This is a genomic window from Paenibacillus tabacirhizosphaerae (assembly GCF_040812395.1).
Classification (GTDB): domain Bacteria; phylum Bacillota; class Bacilli; order Paenibacillales; family NBRC-103111; genus Paenibacillus_E.
In genome coordinates this window covers 362,571-382,407 of the sequence record NZ_JBFNXH010000005.1, presented here as the reverse complement: position 1 = coordinate 382,407, position 19,837 = coordinate 362,571, and the positions used below count along the sequence as shown (strand labels likewise).

17 protein-coding genes and 2 tRNA genes are annotated in these 19,837 nt (G+C 45.7%); 13 read left to right on the top strand and 6 right to left on the bottom strand.

Translation table 11 applies throughout. The features are described 5' to 3' along the window. Position 1 precedes the first annotated feature (1 nt). The 4 genes from ABRS97_RS12380 to ABRS97_RS12365 all read left to right on the top strand — a co-directional run bounded on the left by ABRS97_RS12380 (position 2) and on the right by ABRS97_RS12365 (position 3,524). Positions 2-949: a glycosyltransferase family 2 protein gene (locus ABRS97_RS12380; RefSeq protein WP_367814234.1), complete on the top strand. Its 948-nt coding sequence runs from the start codon at positions 2-4 to the stop codon at positions 947-949. Positions 950-1,039: 90 nt separating this feature from the next. Beyond that, entirely contained in the window at positions 1,040-1,906 is an 867-nt protein-coding gene (locus tag ABRS97_RS12375; protein WP_367814232.1) for a glycosyltransferase family 2 protein, read from the top strand. A gap of 7 nt (positions 1,907-1,913) precedes the next feature. Continuing rightward, positions 1,914-3,320 carry an undecaprenyl-phosphate glucose phosphotransferase gene (locus ABRS97_RS12370; protein WP_367814231.1) on the top strand — a complete coding sequence of 469 codons (1,407 nt, stop codon included), beginning with the start codon at positions 1,914-1,916 and terminating at the stop codon, positions 3,318-3,320. Between the two features lie 78 nt (positions 3,321-3,398). After that, positions 3,399-3,524, top strand: a complete 126-nt coding sequence (locus ABRS97_RS12365) for a hypothetical protein (RefSeq protein ID WP_367814229.1) — start codon at positions 3,399-3,401, stop codon at positions 3,522-3,524. A gap of 69 nt (positions 3,525-3,593) precedes the next feature. Here ABRS97_RS12365 and ABRS97_RS12360 read toward each other — a convergent pair whose 3' ends face one another. Further along, entirely contained in the window at positions 3,594-4,688 is a 1,095-nt protein-coding gene (locus ABRS97_RS12360) for an acyltransferase family protein (RefSeq protein ID WP_367814227.1), read from the bottom strand. Between the two features lie 176 nt (positions 4,689-4,864). Here ABRS97_RS12360 and ABRS97_RS12355 point away from each other — a divergent pair, with 176 nt between their 5' ends. From ABRS97_RS12355 to ABRS97_RS12335, 5 genes are all read left to right on the top strand, one after another. Further along, positions 4,865-6,100, top strand: a complete 1,236-nt coding sequence (locus ABRS97_RS12355) for an outer membrane lipoprotein-sorting protein (protein WP_367814225.1) — start codon at positions 4,865-4,867, stop codon at positions 6,098-6,100. Between the two features lie 145 nt (positions 6,101-6,245). Beyond that, on the top strand, positions 6,246-7,445 hold the full coding sequence (alr, locus tag ABRS97_RS12350; protein ID WP_367814223.1) for an alanine racemase: 1,200 nt from the start codon (positions 6,246-6,248) through the stop codon (positions 7,443-7,445). A 243-nt stretch (positions 7,446-7,688) separates the two neighbouring features. Next, the gene (locus ABRS97_RS12345; protein WP_157318061.1) at positions 7,689-7,940 is read left to right on the top strand and encodes a CopG family ribbon-helix-helix protein; all 252 of its coding nucleotides are present in this window, start codon (positions 7,689-7,691) and stop codon (positions 7,938-7,940) included. Positions 7,941-7,944: 4 nt separating this feature from the next. After that, positions 7,945-8,295, top strand: a complete 351-nt coding sequence (locus ABRS97_RS12340; protein ID WP_028553893.1) for a type II toxin-antitoxin system PemK/MazF family toxin — start codon at positions 7,945-7,947, stop codon at positions 8,293-8,295. Positions 8,296-8,574: 279 nt separating this feature from the next. Next, entirely contained in the window at positions 8,575-10,704 is a 2,130-nt protein-coding gene (locus ABRS97_RS12335) for a Tex family protein (RefSeq protein WP_367814293.1), read from the top strand. Positions 10,705-10,891: 187 nt separating this feature from the next. On the opposite strand, the gene ABRS97_RS12330 is transcribed toward ABRS97_RS12335, so the two are convergent. The 4 genes from ABRS97_RS12330 to ABRS97_RS12315 all read right to left on the bottom strand — a co-directional run bounded on the left by ABRS97_RS12330 (position 10,892) and on the right by ABRS97_RS12315 (position 16,111). Next, positions 10,892-11,341 carry a hypothetical protein gene (locus ABRS97_RS12330; RefSeq protein ID WP_367814218.1) on the bottom strand — a complete coding sequence of 150 codons (450 nt, stop codon included), beginning with the start codon at positions 11,339-11,341 and terminating at the stop codon, positions 10,892-10,894. Positions 11,342-11,549: 208 nt separating this feature from the next. Continuing rightward, positions 11,550-15,053 (bottom strand): RCC1 domain-containing protein, encoded by a 3,504-nt coding sequence (locus ABRS97_RS12325; RefSeq protein ID WP_367814216.1) that lies wholly within the window; start codon positions 15,051-15,053, stop codon positions 11,550-11,552. A gap of 404 nt (positions 15,054-15,457) precedes the next feature. Beyond that, positions 15,458-15,622, bottom strand: coding sequence for a cortex morphogenetic protein CmpA (cmpA, locus tag ABRS97_RS12320; protein ID WP_367814214.1), 165 nt, complete (start codon positions 15,620-15,622; stop codon positions 15,458-15,460). A gap of 135 nt (positions 15,623-15,757) precedes the next feature. Beyond that, a complete protein-coding gene (locus ABRS97_RS12315; protein ID WP_367814212.1) occupies positions 15,758-16,111 on the bottom strand; it encodes a hydrolase/acyltransferase in 354 nt (117 codons plus the stop codon). Positions 16,112-16,225: 114 nt separating this feature from the next. Between ABRS97_RS12315 and ABRS97_RS12310 the strand changes: the two genes are divergently transcribed. The 4 genes from ABRS97_RS12310 (at position 16,226) to ABRS97_RS12295 (ending at position 18,792) form a co-directional block, all read left to right on the top strand. Further along, the gene (locus ABRS97_RS12310; RefSeq protein ID WP_367814210.1) at positions 16,226-16,699 is read left to right on the top strand and encodes a SprT family protein; all 474 of its coding nucleotides are present in this window, start codon (positions 16,226-16,228) and stop codon (positions 16,697-16,699) included. Between the two features lie 19 nt (positions 16,700-16,718). Further along, positions 16,719-16,794: transfer RNA gene (locus ABRS97_RS12305), tRNA-Asn, on the top strand. An 8-nt stretch (positions 16,795-16,802) separates the two neighbouring features. Beyond that, positions 16,803-16,891 (top strand) — tRNA-Ser (locus ABRS97_RS12300). 158 nt (positions 16,892-17,049) lie between these two features. Beyond that, the gene (locus ABRS97_RS12295; protein WP_367814209.1) at positions 17,050-18,792 is read left to right on the top strand and encodes a methyl-accepting chemotaxis protein; all 1,743 of its coding nucleotides are present in this window, start codon (positions 17,050-17,052) and stop codon (positions 18,790-18,792) included. A 51-nt stretch (positions 18,793-18,843) separates the two neighbouring features. Here ABRS97_RS12295 and corA read toward each other — a convergent pair whose 3' ends face one another. Beyond that, entirely contained in the window at positions 18,844-19,773 is a 930-nt protein-coding gene (gene corA / locus ABRS97_RS12290; protein WP_367814207.1) for a magnesium/cobalt transporter CorA, read from the bottom strand. Positions 19,774-19,837 lie beyond the last annotated feature (64 nt).

Genomic DNA, 19,837 nt, shown 5'->3' with positions numbered 1-19,837 from the left:
GATGAGTACAGTTAGCGTCCATATCGTAACTTATAACAGTGCTGAGCATATTGACGAATGTTTGCAAGCTGTTTTTAATCAAAAATACTCAATTAATCAAGTTATTGTGATTGATAATGCTTCGATGGATGGCACTTTAGAGAAGTTGGTCAAGTGGTCTGATCGATGTGTTGTTGTTCGAAACACAAAGAACAATGGATTTGCCGGTGGGCATAATCAAGCTATTCGGTTATCTCAATCCGATTATCATCTGGTTTTAAATCCGGACGTAACCTTGGACTCTGGGTATATTCGAAATTTAATTAGATGCATGGAGGATGATGAACGTATTGGCAGTGCAACCGGAAAGCTTTTATTCAAAGCGAATCAAGTTAATGTAGATAGCACAGGGCTTGTAATAAATAAAGCACGCAGGGCTTTCGATCGCGGCGCTAACGAGCCGAGCGAAGCATTTCAACAAGCGGAAGAGGTATTTGGCGTATCGGGCGCAGCCGCGATGTATGCGCGGAAGATGATTGATGATATCAGCATCTATGGTGAATTTTTCGATGAAGACTTCTTTGCTTACAAAGAAGATGTGGATGTTGCTTGGAGAGCCCAACTCATGGGTTGGAAAGCGTATTTCGACCCAGAGGCGGTTGCGTATCATGAGCGAGGCTGGAAGGAAGGCGGCAGAAGCAGTAAGTCGCTTTTTGTTAGAAGACTTTCCTACATAAACCGTTATAAGATGATGTATAAGAATGATCGGCTGAATGCCATTATGAAGCATCTAATCCCGTTGTTCATTTATGAAGCAATGAGTCTGGGTTATGCTATAATGAGAGAGCCAAAGCTCTTGGCAGTTTGGCGGAATTACTTTAATAAATTATCTTTGTTACGGTCGAAAAGGAATACGATTCAAAATAAATGTCGTGTAACCGATAAGGATATATACAGATGGTTTAAGTAAGGCTGACTAGTCTTACTTATTTTTTATGAAAAATTAAGGTTTGGCATGTTATAATTAAAATTAGGATCAAACACAAATGAGGTTTTAACAATGGACTTAAGTATCATCATTGTAAACTACAACACACGTGAACTGACTCTCCAATGCGTGGATTCGGTATTCGCGTCGGGTACATCTTATACATCTGAAGTTATCGTCATCGACAACGCATCAAGGGACAAAACGGTTGAGGCTATTGTCGAACGATTCCCAACAGTCACATGCATTGAAAACGTTCAAAATGTGGGCTTTTCCAAAGCGAACAACCAAGGCATGAAAATCGCTAAAGGCAGATATATTTTACTGTTGAATTCCGACACGGTTGTCGAGTCTGATACTTTTGAAGTTATGCTTCAATTTATGGACGTCCACAAGAACGTAGGAGCCAGCGGCTGCAAAATCATCCTTCCGGACGGTTCGCTCGATAAAGCCTGTAAGCGGGGCTTTCCGACGCCCTCTGCGTCCTTTTACTATGCTTTTGGCTTCTCTAAGTTATTTCCTAACATTCCGCGCTTTAATCAGTATCAGCTCGGCTATCTTGATCCCGACCAAGAATATCCAATCGATTCTCTTGTGGGTGCTTTTATGCTAGTGCGAAGAGAAGCCATTGAGCAGGTTGGTTTGCTCGACGAGGATTTTTTTATGTATGGCGAAGATATTGATTGGTGTTATCGAATTAAACAAGCAGGTTGGGTGAATTACTACTACCCGCGCACGCAGATTATTCATTACAAAGGTGCCAGCAGCCGAAGGAAACCTTTTAAAATTATTTATGAGTTTCACCGTGCAATGATTTTGTTCCATAATAAGCATTATCGCCAGCAATATGCATGGCCAATTAATGTGATGGTGTATGCTGGCGTTGGCCTGAAACTAGCGCTTTCCATAATCAGAAATAAATTACGTCCAGTGAGGTGAACTACATTTGATTCGACAAAGACAAAGGTTTTTGACACAGTTATATGCCATCGTCGATTTCGTCTGTATTCAGCTCGTATTTCTTTTCTCCTGGTGGCTTAAATTCAATAGCGGATGGATTCCCTTTGATGGCCCTTTGCCATTCAAGCACTACCTCATATGGAGCCTTACATACGGAGCGCTCGCGATAGGGATCAGTTATTTCGTTAATTTCTATACGCCCAAGAGGAGAAAACAGTTTTCGTTTGAAGTCTTGAAAATCATTCAGGTGCATTTGTTCAGCTTACTGTTGCTGCTAAGTATCCTCTTTATTATGAAAGAAGTCGACGTATCGCGTTCATACTTGCTCTTATTCCTTGTAAATAACATTCTCATGATTAGCTTTTACCGCTATATGATTAAGATTTCTCTGAAAAAAGCCCGCCAAAAAGGTTACAATAAGCAGTTTGTTCTCATTCTTGGCGCAGGCTCGCTAGGTAGGCAGTTTTACTCGAAGTTGAGACAGCATCCTGAACTTGGTTATGAAGTTGTAGGATTTCTAGATGATTTCCTTCAGAAGCATGAAGTGACCTACCAGCACTATAAACCGATTATTGGGAAAATTGATGATTTAGAGTCGATTTTGAATGATCTTATCGTTGATGAGGTTATTATTGCATTACCGCTTGATGCACATCGAAAATTTGGTGCGATTATTAATGTTTGTGAGAAAATAGGCGTTAAGACACTGATTATCCCGGACTTTTATGATTTCTTACCGTCCAGGCCTTATTTTGATAATTTTGCGGATATGCCGCTTATCAATGTTCGAGACATTCCACTGGATGAGTTTCGAAATCGTTTGTTCAAGAGAGCCTTCGACATTGTCTTTTCAGCTCTCGCCATACTTATCACTTTGCCGGTGATGATTGCAACCGTAATTGCCATCAAATTGAGTTCTCCCGGTCCCGTCATTTTCAAACAAGAAAGAGTGGGCCTGAATCGCAGAAGGTTCATGATGTATAAGTTTCGAAGCATGAAAGTGTTGACGGACAACGCCTCAAATACGGAATGGACCGTTGAAAATGATCCGCGGCGTACGAAGGTTGGAACGTTCCTCCGCAAAACGAGTTTGGATGAGCTGCCGCAATTTTTTAATGTGTTGCTCGGTCATATGAGCGTCGTCGGACCGCGCCCTGAGAGGCCTTATTTCGTGGAACAATTCAAGGAAGAAGTGCCCAAATATATGGTGAAGCATCATATTCGTCCTGGAATTACAGGTTGGGCCCAGAGCAATGGCCTCAGGGGAGACACGTCCATCGAGGATCGGATTAAACATGACATTTTCTACATCGAAAATTGGACTTTTTTATTTGATATTAAAATTATTTGGCGAACGATTGTTAACGGTTTTATTAATAAGAATGCATATTAAAATTTTTTCCCATCAACCGCATAATTCGCCAACATCTTCCCCATACTAGTGCATATACTAGGAAGGGGAGGTTTTTTTATGATCGATCATGAAGACGCTTACCAAGAAGATAACCTGTCCGTTGGCAGAGGTTTGATTGTTGGCGTTGTGTTTGGCTCCCTGATTTGGGCGGGCATCATCGCCGGTATTGTGTATATGTGGTAGAAGTGGATAGATGATTTGATAAAAAGAGGCAGCTTGACTTGAAAAAGTCGTGAGCAGCCTCTTTTTTGCTTAGGAAACAGGCTTAGGGGACTTAGAAGGATGGAGTTTAATCGCTTGTTTGATAAACATGACAAGCCGTTTTTCTGCAAAGGTGTAGACTAGGTAGCAAAGTGGAATGGTGCAGATTACGATTAGGACATCAATCCACAGATAACCGATTTTTGAGGCGAAATGAGTGGCTTTGCTTAGTTTCATCAGGACTGAGATGAACAACAGGTGTGTGAGCAGTATGGTGTAGGATGCATTTCCGAGCTTACCCAGTGTTTGCACCGAGAAAGGCAAGTGGAGCTTTTCGGGGACTGAAACGGCCCCTAATAATACAAGCGTAGCTGGAATCGCGTAAAGCAGGTAGTCATGATAAGGAAGAATCAAATATTTATTGTTAAGCCATAAACATACAAAGCCTAGTGCTCCCGCAAACAGGAACAATTTATATTGCCTACTTGGATGATACTGGGCCCACTTTGCAAGTAAACATCCCAAGGCAAATTCTAAGTTGACTTCACTGAAAAGAAAGCTGAGATAGAAATGGCGGTCAATATCGGCACCGATCAACGGAACGTTACAAACATGGCACAAGGTTAGAGTCATCCATAGAGAAGCGAAAATGAGGGCTGGCTTCTTCCCTAACGCCATAATGAGACTGAACAGAAGATAAAACAATACGAAATAACTTAAGGACCAGGCAACAGGAACGATGGGGCCATGGGCTTGAGGCAGAAGCAGAAGTGATAGAATGATTGCAGCTTTGTTGGTTTCAAATCCGACGCCAAAGCTTGGAACGAGAAAGTACACAGGCAGTACAAGGAGTGTAATTACCCAGTAAAAGGGATAGATTCGAATAAGCCGATTTGTTAAAAAAGGCATAATGGGCATTCGTGTTCCAATATTTTTCCCGTATGTACTGTATAGCAAGAACCCTGTTAAAACGAAGAAGAAATCCAAGCCGCCGGACCTCCCGATCGTGCTGATGCCCAGCAAATCATATTGGAAGTATTTGAAGGACATGGCTGATACATGGAACAGTAGAACAAGGCACGCCGCGACTCCCCGTGAAGCTTGAAGTACGGTTTTTTGATTGTTGTTCAAATAGGTGGTGTTCAAATACGATAATCCTCCATTCTATGAAAAGAAATGATATTTACCATCATGCCACAGGAATATGAAGGAAATATGTACTGCGGCTGAATATGTGCCAAGCCCCAACTCGTCTGCATAATCGGCCAAGTCTCCTCATATGCATGTACTAGTGATGTAATTATGAGTGAGGGGATGATGGAATGCGCCGGGTCACATGGATGGTAGCTATCATGTTGTGCTTAGCAGTAGTTCTCGCGGGATGCGGGGTTGGCAAAAAGGATGCAGGATCTATAGTAAAGGATTTGGATCATGTGATCAGCAAGCGAGGCAGTTATCAAGCATCGGGCAGCATGGTCCTTCATACGGGGACGCAGCCGCAGGAGTATCAGGTGGAGGTGGCGTTCTCGCCGGATCATTTTTACCGTATTTCGTTAACGAATGCGCAGAAGGATGTTACGCAGATTGTGCTGCGCAATGAAGATGGCGTGTTTGTACTAACGCCTCATTTGAAGAAGAGCTTCCGCTTCCAAAGCGATTGGCCGGAGAATCAAGGCCAGGTGTATTTATTTGAGTCTTTAGCGAAAAGCATCGTTGCGGATAAAGAACGTCAATTTACGACTGAGAATGATGCATATGTGTTCGACGTTGCAGCGAATTATCAAAATGAGACGCTGTCCCGCCAAAAGATTTGGTTGAGCAAGAAAAATTTGGCTCCACAGCAGGTCCAGGTATCGGATGCGAACCAAAATGTGCTGGTTCAAGTGAATTTCACGAAATTTGAGTTCGATGCGAAGTTCGATAAGGATTATTTCCAAATGGAGCGCAATATGACGAGCTGGAATATGTCGCAGCAAACAATGCCGACTACGGCGGATGTGAGTATGACAGATGAAGATCATAACGCTGCAAATGATAAGTCGGTCACGGATAAGAATCTAACCGCGACAGGCGGTCAATCCGATCAGGCGACGGGCCAAAAGGGGCAAGTAAGTCAGGCGGGTCAGGCAGCACAAGGACAGAAGGCTGCAGACGCGAAATCGACCGCGGATAGCAAGCAAAATACAAACACCAAGTCGAATGCTGCGGCAAGCAAACCGCAAAATATTGGTATTATTGAACCGACCTATCTTCCCAAAGATGTGGTGAAACAGGATATAACGGACATGAAGCTTGGCGAAGATCCAGCGGTGCTGCTGCGATACAAAGGCAAGTACAATTACAGTCTTATCGAGGTGAGACCGCAAGCCAAGGAAGTGTCCTTGCAGCCAGGCACAATCATTGATTTGGGCTACACGTTAGCGGTGCTGACAGGTGAAGATAAAAAGACGCTGACATGGACAAATGATGGCGTGGAGTTCCGTCTCTCGACGGGAGATTTGCCGACAGGTGAAATGATCAAAATTGCGATGGCAACTGAAGGGCAATCCGGAAAGTAAGGTTGACAGGGTTTCGCGATTCGGATTAACATAGATCTATCGGTCCGAAACGGTTTCGGAAATGGAAGGGGGCCTACTCGCATGTGAGTGGGTCTTTCTTTGTATTTGTATTTGCATTTGTACTAGGAAAAAAGAGGTGTACGGCATGGATGCTTTTTATCGCCCTACGTGGGTAGAGATATCGTTAGATGCGCTGCGAAGTAATATTGAAGGCTTTCAAAAGGTGCTGCCGGCGGGAATGAAGATCATGGCAGTGGTAAAGGCGGATGCCTATGGTCATGGAGCTGTAGGGGTCTCTAAAGAGGCCATATCGGCCGGTGTGGATTATCTGGGCGTAGCGTTCATTGACGAGGCGCTGGAGCTGCGCAATGCCGGCATTACTGCGCCGATTCTGGTTTTAGGCTATACGCCCCCGGAAGGGCTTGAAATGGCACGTCAAAAGGATATTACGATCGCTGTATATAGCTATGAAGTTCTTGATGAGTTAAAGCGGCAGGAGCGGGAACAAATGCTCCAGGATCGCGCTGCCAGGAAGAAGCTCAAAATCCATATCAAGCTGGACACCGGTATGGGACGATTGGGTCTGCATACAGAACAGGACGCGATACCTTTCATCGAACAGGCGCTCACCCTGGCAGATGTGGAGGTTGAAGGCTTATTTACGCATTATGCGAACGCGGATGAAGTGGATAAAGCTTACACCTACGAGCAATATCGCCGTTTTGAGCGGATTGTTGAACATTTTAAGAGGAGAGAAATTGATTTCCCTTATATCCATGCGGGAAACAGCGCGGCAGCTATTGATCTGCCTCATTTGACGTACTCCATGGTGCGACTGGGCATTTCGATGTATGGCTTATATCCTTCTGAAGATGTGAATCAAGAGAAGATTGAGCTGAAGCCAGTGATGAGCCTTAAAACGGGGATTGTTCACCTTAAAACGCTTCCTCCAAACGCAGGAATCAGTTATGGCACGATTTATCATACGAAAACAGATGAGCAAATTGCGACATTGCCGATTGGTTATGCGGATGGCTATTCGCGAATGCTTTCGTGTAAAGCGGAAGCGCTGATACGAGGCAGGAGGGTGTCCATCGTCGGTAGGATTTGTATGGATCAATGCTTAGTGAATGTGACGCAGGTGCCAGATGTACAGGTGAGTGATGAAGTTGTTCTTGTTGGAGAGCAAGAGGGGGAGCGCATTACGGTGGAAGATGTAGCCCGCCAGTTGGGAACGGTAAATTATGAATTTATTTGCATGATATCGCATCGTGTAGCACGTGTGTATGTGCGAAATGGCATACGCGAAGATGTGATTAATCCGCTAATGAGGCACCGCTACTAGTTTTTTAAGGAGCTTCATAAAATTACCATGTAAATTTTGATCCGATTTGAGAGGAATTTCAGAAAGAGTTAGCGAATACTAAGTATTGAAAATCTTATATCCAGTCGTGTAACATAAATGATATACTCAAGGCATATATCTATTGTATAATTTGGTTTTCATGATGACATACTGGTAATATTGTCTTCGTATCGTCTCTGGGGGTGCTAAAGTGTGAGCAATGTGCATAGTACAAAAAGGATAATGATTAGTCTGCCTGACAATCTACTGCAAGAGGTGGATGGCATTGTAGAGAAGGAGAATTCCAATCGCAGTGAGTTCATTCGCCAGGCGATGAAGCTTTATTTGATTGAACGCAAAAAACGCAGTCTGCGCGAATCCATGCAGCGTGGCTATATGGAGATGGCGAAAATCAATCTCAGCATGGCATCTGAAGCTTTTCAAGCGGAGGAAGAAGCGGATGGTACGCTTGATCGCTTAGTAAGCGGGGTGTAGAGAAGTGATTGTGAAACGTGGCGATGTGTTTTTCGCAGATCTTTCGCCGGTGGTCGGGTCGGAGCAGGGAGGCGTTCGTCCTGTTCTAGTGATCCAGAATGATATCGGCAACCGCTTTAGCCCAACCGTGATTGTTGCAGCAATTACAGCTCAAATTCAGAAGGCAAAGCTACCCACGCATGTAGAAATTGATGCGGAAACGCATGGATTTGATCGGGATTCGGTCATACTGCTAGAACAAATCCGAACGATCGATAAGCAACGGCTTACGGACAAAATTACGCATTTGGATGAAGAAACGATGCGCAAGGTTGACGACGCTTTGCAAATTAGCGTGGGACTGATAGAATTTTGAATAGGATCTGGAACGGACGAGGGTGAATGATTCCCCTCGTTTTTGGTTTGTTTGGCTTTCTGGTTACGCATACATACAGATGAAAGGGATTGGGGAATGATCATGATGCTATTGGATAGGTTGAAAAAGAAGATGTTCCTTGCTAACGATACGGGCGGTTCAATCGGAGCTTCAGTTGAAACAGCAGTCGGAGCGAAAGCGGCCGAGTTTGAAGAACGACGTGAGAAACTCCAGCTATCCGAAGAGAAGAAGGCTGAGATTCAGGACCGAATTCTTAAGATGATTTCTGCTGAGTTACAATTGCCAACCGGTAAAGTCAAAACGACGATGGGCTTGCTGGATGAGGGGAATACCATTCCTTTTATTGCGCGTTACCGGAAAGAAATGACGGGGGAATTGGATGAAAACCAGTTGCGGGACATTGAAGAGCGCTTACAATATCTCCGTAATTTAGAGGACCGCAAGATCGAGGTTGTTCGTCTGATTGACGAGCAGGGAAAGCTGACGGATGAGCTGCGCAAATCGATTGAAGCAGCTGTTAAGCTTCAAGAGGTCGAAGATTTGTATAGACCCTATCGTCAAAAACGGAAGACGAGAGCAAGCGTGGCCAAAGAGCGCGGGCTGGAGCCACTGGCTGATTGGATCTGGAAGCAGCCTCGGCAAGGTTCGCTCGAGCAGGAGGCTGAACGTTATATAAATGCCGACAAGCAGGTAGGCAGTGCGGCTGATGCCATCCAAGGCGCTATGGACATTATCGCAGAGAATATTGCAGATGATGCGAAGATTCGTGCTTGGGTGCGCAGATACACACATGACCAAGGTATACTCCGTACAGAAGCCAAGGACGCGAAGCAGGAGTCTGTCTATGAAATGTACTATGCCTACCAAGAGCCTGTACGCAGGCTTCCTCCGCACCGGATTCTTGCGATAAATCGCGGGGAGCGGGAGGAAGTGCTTAAAGTTGGCATGGACGTTCCTGTCGATAAAATCCACGATTACATCGCGCGTCAGATCATTAAGGGACCTTCCGTGGTTCAAGATGTACTGCGGGCCATCGTTGAAGATGCCTATAAACGGTTAATTGCTCCTTCCATTGAGCGTGAGGTGCGAAATGAAATGACAGAGATGGGCGAGGAGCAAGCGATTAAGATTTTCGCGGAAAATCTGCGTAATCTGCTGCTCCAAGCTCCCATCAAAGGGCACGTTGTGCTCGGTGTCGATCCGGCTTACCGGACGGGCTGTAAGCTGGCCGTCATCGACGATACCGGTAAAATGCTTGAAATCGCCGTCACCTACCCGACCCCTCCGAACAATAAGGTCGCGGAAGCGAAGGCGAAGTTCAAGCAGTTGATCAGCAAGTACGAAGTCGAGCTGATCGTCATTGGGAATGGAACGGCTTCCCGTGAAACGGAGCAGTTTGTAGCGGAGCTGATTGGCGAAATCAAGGAGCGCAAGCTCAAGTACTTAATCGTCAGCGAAGCGGGTGCGAGCGTATACTCTGCGTCGAAGCTGGCGCAGACGGAGTTCCCGGAGCTCGACGTGGCCGAGCGCAGCGCGATCTCGATCGCGCGGAGGCTGCAGGACCCGCTCGCGGAGCTCGTCAAGATCGAGCCGAAGGCGATCGGCGTCGGGCAGTACCAGCATGACGTCTCGCAGAAGCGGCTCGACGAGAACTTGAAGGCCGTCGTGGAGTCGGCCGTGAACCACGTCGGCGTGGATCTGAACACCGCGTCCCCGTCGCTCTTGTCCTACGTGTCGGGCGTGAACGCGACACTGGCGAAGAACATCGTGAAGTATCGCGAGGAGAACGGCAAGTTCAGCTCCCGACAGGAGCTGTCGAAGGTTCCGCGCCTCGGCGCGAAAACCTTCGAGCAGTGTGTCGGCTTCATGCGGATTCCGGGCAGCCGCAATCCGCTCGACAACACCCCGATCCATCCGGAGTCCTACGACGTGGTGGATCGGCTGTTCAAGGAGCTGCGCCTGGAACTGGCGCAGCTGGGATCGCAGCAGCTTCTGGCGCTGCTGCAGACGCTGGAGCCGGCAGAGCTGGCTCCGAAGCTGGGCGTAGGTGTCCCGACGCTGCGGGACATCCTGGACAGCCTGCAGCGTCCTGGGCGGGATCCGCGGGATGAAGTCCCCGCGCCGATCTTCCGCACTGACGTGCTTCAGCTCGAAGACCTTGTGCCGGGCATGGAGTTGACCGGCACGGTGCGCAATGTGATCGACTTTGGCGCTTTTGTCGATATCGGCATCAAGAACGATGGACTGGTGCATATTTCGCAGCTGAAGAACGGCTTCGTCAAGCACCCCATGGATGTTGTTTCCGTTGGCGACATCGTGCAAGTTTGGGTGCTCGGCGTCGATGAGAAAAAAGGCCGAGTCAGTCTGACTATGAAAAAACCGCAATAATGTTAAATAACAAGAGCCTTGTGGTAAAAACACGAGGCTCTTGTCGCGTTTTTAAACTTTTTTCACCTTCTTCCGATTCATTCCTTCCAAGCCTGAATGATTAGGCCTCACCTGCTTTCTTAATGGATTCATTTCGCCCATATGATTCGAAGCATCACCCTCTTTTGCTGTATTCGAATAACATCATCTAAACTTGACATCCCTCCTTATTAGAGTCATGCAAGCGCGGCGAAGCTAATGCTCTTTCATTCAGCCAATAGAGATTAGCTGATCGAGGCTCGCTTGCGCAAGAAAACAAGCCTTCCTTTGCAAACCGCATCAGCCACTCGGCAGCTGAGCGAATATTGACATTAAATTCTGCCGCGACTTCTCTCGGTCTAACTTTCCCTTTGTGACGATGAGCGAGGACAATTATGTGTTGTTTTCTTATTTTCCAGATGTCATGTGATTCCACATCGGTTTGATGCGGTGAAGCGGAGTCAGTAGCTTGAGAAATGCGCACTGCTTGCTTAAGCAGCTTCTGACAAGCACCAGATTCATTTTCCAGCTGTAAGGTGTTTAATCTTAGTATCAGCCAGCCGGATAGCATCTTTTTAAGATAGAGAACTTCGGATGATGTTTGGTTATAGTCTTTCATTAAATGAGGCCTCCTTTAATATCTATATGCGAAAAAAAACACACCTCCGATGCAGACTTGCTGCAAACGGGGTGTGCTTCACTCCGGAACGATATACATTTATTTACAGTATAGTGCGACTAATGTTGAATTGCAATAGCCTATCATAAAAAAATGTAGAAAATTGTAATTTGTTGCGGATAGAGTGAATGTTTGCTCCTTATAGCGTTTATGGTAACTCAGTAGTAACGGAGAGTGCAGGACTAGCCAGGGATTCATTCCCCGCATCGTCTTCAGCTTTAACTGTGATTGCGTATGCTGTTTTAGGAGAGAGACCAGTTAAGGTGTAGCTGTTACTTCCTGTATTTCCAACTTTAGTGGCTCCGAGGTAGATATTGTATTGTTTGACGAGGTCGTTATCAGTGCTAGCTGTCCAAGTAAGCGTAGCTGTATTGCTCGTTACACCTAGCAGCGTGAGGTCTTTTGGCGTAGTCGGAGGTGTCTTGTCAGTTGATGTCACTTGTACGATATTACTGATCTGTGAGCGGTTGCCGGTTGCATCCTTGGATTTGATGTTGAAGGCGTAAGTTGTGTTTAAAGCCAAATTGTTAATGGTATATGAGGTGGAAGAAGGTGCTGTTGTACCTAACAATATGTTCCCGTTGTAAATTTCATAGCTGCTTACACCTACATCGTCTGTAGTTTTAGTCCAATCTAATCGCATTGATCTTACATTTTGGGTAACCAAGCGGAAGTCTGTGATCGCTGCAGGAGCCGTTACATCGGCCGGGTTGATATTCGGACCGATAACTTTTTGCGGGGATAAGCTGTCATTCGTTGTACCGTTTCCTAATTGCCCGTAATTATTTCTCCCCCAGCTGTAAAGAATGCCGTCGTTGCCAAGCGCTAAAGTTTGATTTTCACCGCCTGCCAGGGAGCTGACGGAAGTCAGATTTGGAATAAGAGCAGGATAGCTGCGTTCAGTGGTGCTGCCTAGGCCGAGCTGCCCGTATCCATTGTATCCCCATGCCCAAGCAGTTCCGTCCTGTTTGATAGCAAGCGTATGATAAGATCCTGCAGCAATGCTTTTTACAGAGGTGAAATCTTTAATTTGTACAGGGGAGAGTTGATTGATGGTGGAGTTGTTGCCTAATTGCCCACTCGTATTATAGCCCCATGCCCATACCGTTCCATCTTGTTTCAAAGCGACTCCATGGAAATCGCCGGCTGCAATAGCTTTAACATTGGTCAAAAAGGCGACTTGAACAGGGACGCTGCTTTTCGCTGTAAGGCCAGTACCTAACTCTCCATAGCTGTTGGAACCCCATGACCAGACTGTGCCGTCTGATTTCAAAGCGAGAGAGAAGGATCTGCCAGCAGCAATTGCGCTTACTGAGGTCAAGTCTTTTACTTGAACTGGTGTTTTTTGATTCGTAGTCGTGCCGTCGCCTAATTGCCCGTCGTAATTGTAACCAAATGCCCAAACTGTAGCATCTGTTTTCAAAGCCAAACTATGATTTTCCCCAGCGGCAACGGCTGTGAACAACGTCTGAGACGTCACTTGGATCGGGCTCGTGCGTTGTGTAGTAGACGCATCGCCTAATTGCCCATACCCGTTGTATCCCCATGCAAAGAGTGAGCCATCATTCCGTACGGCAAGCGTGTGGTACTTGCCACCGGCAATAGCTTTCATATTAGCCAAGTTAATGACCTGTGAAGGCACAGAGGAGTTGTTTGTTGTACTGTTACCTAAACCGCCATACCCGTTGTACCCCCAGGACCATACCGTTCCATCTCCTTTAATGTAGAGGTTGTGTGAGCTGCCTAATGTAACAGGGAGAGGCGAGAGAGGTAAGGGGGAGCTTGTTGTTACAGTAACAGGGTTACTCGCCGCCGACGTATTGCCTGCCCCATCGACCGCTTTTACAGTAAAGGTATAAGACGTGTTTGGCGACAGTCCATTGACGATATATTGGGCTCCTACGGCGACTGGTGAGATAGCGATTCTAACGTTGCTGTTGTAGACTTCATAGTTGGTTACACCCACATTATCTGTAGAAGGCGTCCAGCTTAATGACACGGTCGAACTGCTTTTGGCAGTCATGATCAAATCTGTAGGCGCTGTTGGAGCAGCAGTATCTGTCGTGCCAACAAGCTTAATGGCATCAAGCGGGAGTGAATAACCGGTGCTTGCAGCGTTTTTCCCTGTTACGGTGAAACGAACGATTTTAAATCCAGCACTCGAGAAGCTGATCATACCTTTACTGATATCCTCGAAAGCCGCTGCAGACTTGTAAAAATCAATGCCGGATCCCAAATTGGTGCCGTCAAAGGAAAGCTGAGCAGTACCGCCTGTTGTCCCTTTTTTAGCTTTCACGATAACTTCATATGCGCCTGCTTTCGGTACATTTACTGCATATTCAGTGTAATCGTTAATTGCATTTGCCTGGTAGTTTTCCCATTGTCCGGCGCTTGCCGCAGCATCTGGGGTAATTGTCGATGTATCCCCGGAATCTGCTTGCGGAAGGCTTTCAATCTCAAATAAATACTGGTCCGTAGCGGCAGGATTCGTAGTGGCACTAACTGCGTTGCTGGCGGCAGAAACGTTACCAGCGGCATCTTTAGCCTTTACGGTAAAGGTATACGCAGTGGCAGGTTGCAGGCCTGTTGCGTTGTAAGTGGTTCCGGTTGTTGTTCCGACAAGGGCAGTACCGTTGTAAACGTCATAGCCGGTCACGCCGATGTTGTCGGTTGAAGCCGTCCAGCTTAATGAGATGGATGTGTCTGTTTTGGTCGGGGCTGTAAGGCTGGTTGGCGCTGTAGGGGCGATTGTATCAGTGGCAGTTTGCTTAGTGAGTTTAATGGCGTCAAGCGTGATGATATATCCAGTGCCTAAAGCATTTTTACCGGTAACTAAGAATTTGATTTTATTTTTAACGCCGGCATTTAAATTCACTATTCCAAAGTCTTTCTCTAGGTAGTAAACGTTGTTGTTATAGAAGTCAAATGGAGAACCAAGTGAAGTACCGTTTAATGAAACTTGCGCTATTCCTCTGTTGTTCCCAGACTTGTATAATAATTTTAAATTATAGTTTCCTGTCTCAGGGACATTAATCTCATACTCAACAAAATCGCCAACTGCGTTTGAATTGTAGAGCGCCCATTTCCCGCCGCTGGCGACAGCATCGGACACTGCTCCAAATGTATCCCCTGAATTTGTTTGCACCAAATTCTCAATCTCATACAAGGTCTCATTTCCGGCAAGTGCCACAACCGGGCTTGTTGTTATTGAAAGAGTCTGGCTTTCCGCAGATGCATTGCCAGCAGCATCCAAGGCTTTCACAGTAAAGTTATAGTTTGTGTTTGGGGTGAGGTTCGTAGCTGTGTAGGTAGGGCTTATGCTGGTGGAAACCTTGACGCCATTGCTGTAAATTTCATAGCCTTTTACTCCTACGTTATCCGTTGAAGCGTTCCAGCTAAACGAAACAGATACAGCGGTTTTGGCGGTGGAAACTAAATTTGTTGGAATCGAAGGTGCAGCGGTATCCAGAACTGAATAAGTCGCGTCGGTAACAGAAACGCTTCTGGGTGCAAGCCCGTTGATTTCAGTAAGTACCTCATTCGCATTTATGGTTCCTACAGATTCAGCTTGAGCTGCGCCGCCAAAGCCAAATGTTTGAGCGGCGACTAAAAATGAGCACACCAAAAGTGAGCTTTTTCTTTTTAAATTCACGGGGATTCATCTCCATTATTCAAATAAAATCACTGAAATAAACACATACGCATCGCGTAGCGCCCAAAAAGACAGTACTAAATAAGCTTCATAAACAAGGTTGAAAAAAGGTTGGTTGTGGAAGATAAGTTTACAATCAGGCGGGATTAGGAACATGAGTACCTAATACGGGTGGATAATACGGTGAGATACCAGAAGTAATCGATGGGGTCATACTAGGGGTTATTTCTGATTGCTGCCAGACGCCTCCTTATCGTCATGGGGTATGTGCGCTTCTCTTATTCATTCGATACATATCGTATCAGAAAATAAACAAAAAAACAGTAGTATTTTTCACATTTTTAAAAAATAAATGCAATAAAAAAACCGAAACCCATATCACATAGGTCTCGGTTTCATTTGCACTAATATTTACGTTTGCCCGGTCCGTCCGTCGATTGGGTGTCAGGCCACTCCTCTTGTGAGCGGCGGGTGCGGTAAAAGAACCAGCTATCGTTCAACAATCGAATTTGTTTGCGGTTTTTGTTCTGGAAGGCCCGCATTAATTGATTACAGAGCCATTGCGGCATGTGCCCATCCCCTTCCTAACTATGTACTAATAGCATATGAGAAATGGGTGATATGGGTGCAGGTCCGTTTTAGGCTTTTGCATTTCGATTTTTGGACAATGGATAGTTTGGTCGTTTAGTTTTGGATATGATCCCTTACGCTTCGAATTCCTCTTCATACCATTGTTCAAGCTGAGCTTGGAGTGCGCGGATTTCAGTGAGCAATGAGATGAGCGGGTAGGACTTCTCTTGAATTCCTGCAAATGACTGTTCTAATGCATTAATATAGTCCAATCCATGGGTGAGGGTGTTCGCAGTACCGATCAGCTCTAAATTGTCACATTCGGCAATGACTCGCGGGAGCTGTGGCACATCGGCAGCGGTAAGCTTTTCGACTTCTTTATGCAAGCGTTGATTGAGCGCTGTCAGTTGGTACATATAAGCGGATGGCATTTCTACAAATTCCAATTGCTGTTCATGTTTAAGGATGGCATATCGCATTTGTGGCATAATAATCGTTAATTCCCCTCTCAATTGAGACTACGTTCTTCTTTTCTACTTGACAGTATAGCCGTACATAAGGTACAAATTCAAGTGAGAACTTGGCAAAGGAGCGTTTTTCTGATGGATGATCAAGAGCTGCAGCAATGGGTCGAGCAGATCTCTTTGGCATCGTTTGGCAGGCCTTTTATACATCAAGCGCGGTTTAACCGAAGGCTAAGATCCACGGGTGGACGCTATTTCACCAAATCCCATGATATTGAGATTAGTTGGGTACAGTGGGAGTCTTTCGGACGCGACGAAATTGAGAGTATCATCAAGCATGAATTATGTCATTATCATCTGCATATTCTCAAGCGCGGCTACCAGCATAAGGATAACGATTTCAAAACATTGCTCAAACAAGTTGGAGGGAGCAGGTTCTGCCAGTCTTTGCCGCAGCCTTCCAAGAAGAAGTCTTATAAATACAGGCTGGAGTGCGTGAATTGCAAAACGGAATACTACCGTATGCGCAAAATGGATGTGCGCAAATATGCTTGCGGGAATTGTAAAGGGAAGCTGAAATCATTCACACTTGACTTGGTGGCGCCTTCATAATAAAATAATAAATGTTCATTCCCTGATAGCTCAGTTGGTAGAGCACTCGACTGTTAATCGAGTTGTCACAGGTTCGAGTCCTGTTCGGGGAGCCATATCTTTTGGAGAGATACCCAAGTGGCTATAAGGGGACCCTCTGCTAAGGGGTTAGACTGCGTAAGCGGTGCGAGGGTTCGAATCCCTCTCTCTCCGTACTCAATTAGGATAAGTCCGATGGTTCGCATGCCATCGGGCTTATTTTTTTTATTTTCTGCAAATATCATAATTTTCTAACAGTTATCTAACATCGTCTAAATCTATTTCCGATAAGATAAGAGAATATGTATTCATACTTACGGGGGCTGTGGATAATGGCAAAATTAGTTTCAATTAGGGTAAGACTTTTACTTCTGTTATTGGTTCCTTCCTTGTTGTTTGCAGTGACGAGTGTTTATTTGCTGCAGCTGAACGAGGCGAACACAAGCAAGCTGGCATCGTCGCTTTATGAAACAACAGACAAGAGTACGTCGCTCATTTTGAATGCGGATCGTGACATGTATCAGGCATTGGCAGCCTATCAGCTGCTTGTTTCGGGGACGTTGAATGCGGAAGATAAAGCTCAGCAAGCGAAGTTGTTGAAAGAGAATATCGATCAGGCCAATTCCCGGGTGGGAGAGGCGGCGAATATTCTGGACGGGCAGCATTTGCTTCAAGTTGCTCATGATGGGACGAAGTTAACGATTGAACAGAACTTCAATAGTTTTCATTCGCTATTCGATCAATGGGCCAAAGAAGCGAAACAAACCGTGGATTCTTCGAAGACGGGGAAGGGTGTCATTAATGATGCCAAATTGCAGACGACGTTTGAAAAAGGGCGAGAGGGTCTGAATTCGGTTGGGGAAATTCTAGATACCTATGCGAAAACGAGCATTGATGAGATTCAAAAGGAAAACAAGAAATCACAATGGTCGATATATGTATCTGTAGTGATTATTATTGTAGCATTACTTGCTGCAGGTTCGTTTATTATTAATAAAATTATGCAGACGGTTCGACGAATTGTAGCCGTCACAGGCAAAGTAGCCGCAGGCGATCTTCGCCATCAACCGCAGGAGAAATATGCCAAAGATGAGTTAGGGCAGATTACCGAATCCGTTGACATGATGGTGATGAAAATAAAGGAGCTCATCGGGGTCATTGCGCACAATACCAAATTTGTGCATGCAGCCTCTTTCGAGTTGAACGACAGCTCAAAAGAATCGGCAACTGCGGCAGAGCATGTGGCAGGGAATATTCAGGATATGACGTTAAATGTGGAATCCCAGGCTAGAAGCAGCGTGGAGACAAGCAGAGCGATCGAAGAAATGGCGATTGGCATCCAACGGGTTGCTGAAAATTCGGGAGCAATGGCGGAGCATTCATCGCTGACTTCGACACATGCGAAGATCGGAAATGATCTGCTCAGCCGTCTTCAGAAACAAATGTCCAGCATTCTAGGTGCTGTCGACCAGCTCTCACTGACGGTACAGTCATTGACGCGCAAGTCGGATGAAATTGATCACATTGCCTCAAGTATTACGAATTTCGCGAATCAGACGAACTTGCTTTCATTAAACGCCTCCATAGAAGCGGCTCGAGCAGGCGAACATGGCAAAGGGTTTAACGTGGTAGCCAATGAAATTCGTAAATTGGCGAGCCAGTCCATTCAGTCAGCGGATGGGATCAACCAGCTGATTCACGAAACGCGTGTGGAAATAACAAGCGTCTCCGAATCTATGAGTGCTACAAAACAAGAAGCAAGTATGGGCTCGGAAATGATGTTGGAAGTGAATCGAAGCTTCCATACGATTATGGAATCCGTGCAGCAAATTGTTTCGCAAATCCATGAAACATCAGCCATTACAGAACAAATGTCAGCAAGCTCACAAGAGATTTCAGCAACGATGGAGCATTCATCCTCCACGGCCGAGCAGATTCTCATGAAATCGCAAGGTGTTGCGGCGGCGACGGAAGAGCAGTTGGCCATGATGCAAAATATTGCAGCGGCTTCCGAACAACTGAAATCCGTTGTGGACACGTTGAATGAATCTGTGGCTTATTTTCAAATAGACTAATGACCAAAAGGCGCTCCAAGGGATCATATGATCACTTGGGGTGCCTTTGTATTAAAACCAACGTTTACGCTTAAAGTAGTACCACATGGCAACGCCGATGATAATCATCAGCATCCAAACATATAAATAACCGTGATCCCAACTAAGCTCGGGAATGCTTTTGAAATTCATTCCATAGAGTCCAACGATAAATGTCAGAGGAAGGAAAATCGTGCTAAATAGCGTTAACGTCTTCATAATTTCGTTCATTCGGTCCGACTTCATACTCATCTGCAGTTCGAGCAAGCCGGTGAGTGATTCTCGGAAAATATCTAATGAATCGACGACTCGCGAGGTATGGTCGATAATATCTATGAAGTATACTTCGTCCTCCATGCGTTTGTAAGGAAATGAATGATGGCTTATGGCTGAGAGGGTAATTCTCTCCTCAACGATTACACGCCGAATCTGGTGCAGAGTGCGTTTGATCTGGAAAATATCCCGCGATATCCGGATTACAGGGTTATCATACACGCTTTGTTCCATTTCGTCCAAACGGTCGTCGAAATGATCGACGACAACGGAGTAGTCGTCAACGCATCGATCCAATATGGCATGGAGAATTGCGCCAGAATGATTCATTCTTTGAGCCACTTCTAGACAGGTTTGGTGCAGCTGATCAAGGAAAGGGATCTTTTCTTTATATACTGTGATAACGAAATTACTCCCGATGACGATGCCGATTTCCTGGGGCTCCAACTGCGCGGAGACGGCAAAGAAAGTTAAAAAGACATGATTTGTGTAAGTATCCATTTTGGGACGTTGATTTAGTTTAATAGCGTCTTCCACAAGGAGCGGGTGACAGTGGAATAGATCGCCTAATACATGCTTAACTTCGTTAGCGGATGGGTTTTCCAAACGAATCCAAGCAACTTCGTCAGGAGTTGGAACACGTATGGCTTCCTCATGGACTTTGCCGTGGATAGTCTCATATATGAGCATGGATGGCTTGCACCTCTTGTTCGTAAGTATGTGATCAGCATAGCATATTTCCCAAGTAAAGTTC

Excerpts from the sequence above, each read along its gene's own strand:
- ABRS97_RS12380 (WP_367814234.1), top strand. The coding sequence starts at position 2 with ATGAGTACAGTTAGCGTCCATATCGTAACTTATAACAGTGCTGAGCAT.
- ABRS97_RS12375 (WP_367814232.1), top strand. The coding sequence starts at position 1,040 with ATGGACTTAAGTATCATCATTGTAAACTACAACACACGTGAACTGACT.
- ABRS97_RS12365 (WP_367814229.1), top strand. The coding sequence starts at position 3,399 with ATGATCGATCATGAAGACGCTTACCAAGAAGATAACCTGTCCGTTGGC.
- ABRS97_RS12355 (WP_367814225.1), top strand. The coding sequence starts at position 4,865 with ATGCGCCGGGTCACATGGATGGTAGCTATCATGTTGTGCTTAGCAGTA.
- alr (WP_367814223.1), top strand. The coding sequence starts at position 6,246 with ATGGATGCTTTTTATCGCCCTACGTGGGTAGAGATATCGTTAGATGCG.
- ABRS97_RS12345 (WP_157318061.1), top strand. The coding sequence starts at position 7,689 with ATGATTAGTCTGCCTGACAATCTACTGCAAGAGGTGGATGGCATTGTA.
- ABRS97_RS12335 (WP_367814293.1), top strand. The coding sequence starts at position 8,575 with ATGATTTCTGCTGAGTTACAATTGCCAACCGGTAAAGTCAAAACGACG.
- ABRS97_RS12330 (WP_367814218.1), bottom strand. The coding sequence starts at position 11,341 with ATGAAAGACTATAACCAAACATCATCCGAAGTTCTCTATCTTAAAAAG.
- cmpA (WP_367814214.1), bottom strand. The coding sequence starts at position 15,622 with ATGCCGCAATGGCTCTGTAATCAATTAATGCGGGCCTTCCAGAACAAA.
- ABRS97_RS12315 (WP_367814212.1), bottom strand. The coding sequence starts at position 16,111 with ATGCCACAAATGCGATATGCCATCCTTAAACATGAACAGCAATTGGAA.
- ABRS97_RS12310 (WP_367814210.1), top strand. The coding sequence starts at position 16,226 with ATGGATGATCAAGAGCTGCAGCAATGGGTCGAGCAGATCTCTTTGGCA.
- ABRS97_RS12295 (WP_367814209.1), top strand. The coding sequence starts at position 17,050 with ATGGCAAAATTAGTTTCAATTAGGGTAAGACTTTTACTTCTGTTATTG.
- corA (WP_367814207.1), bottom strand. The coding sequence starts at position 19,773 with ATGCTCATATATGAGACTATCCACGGCAAAGTCCATGAGGAAGCCATA.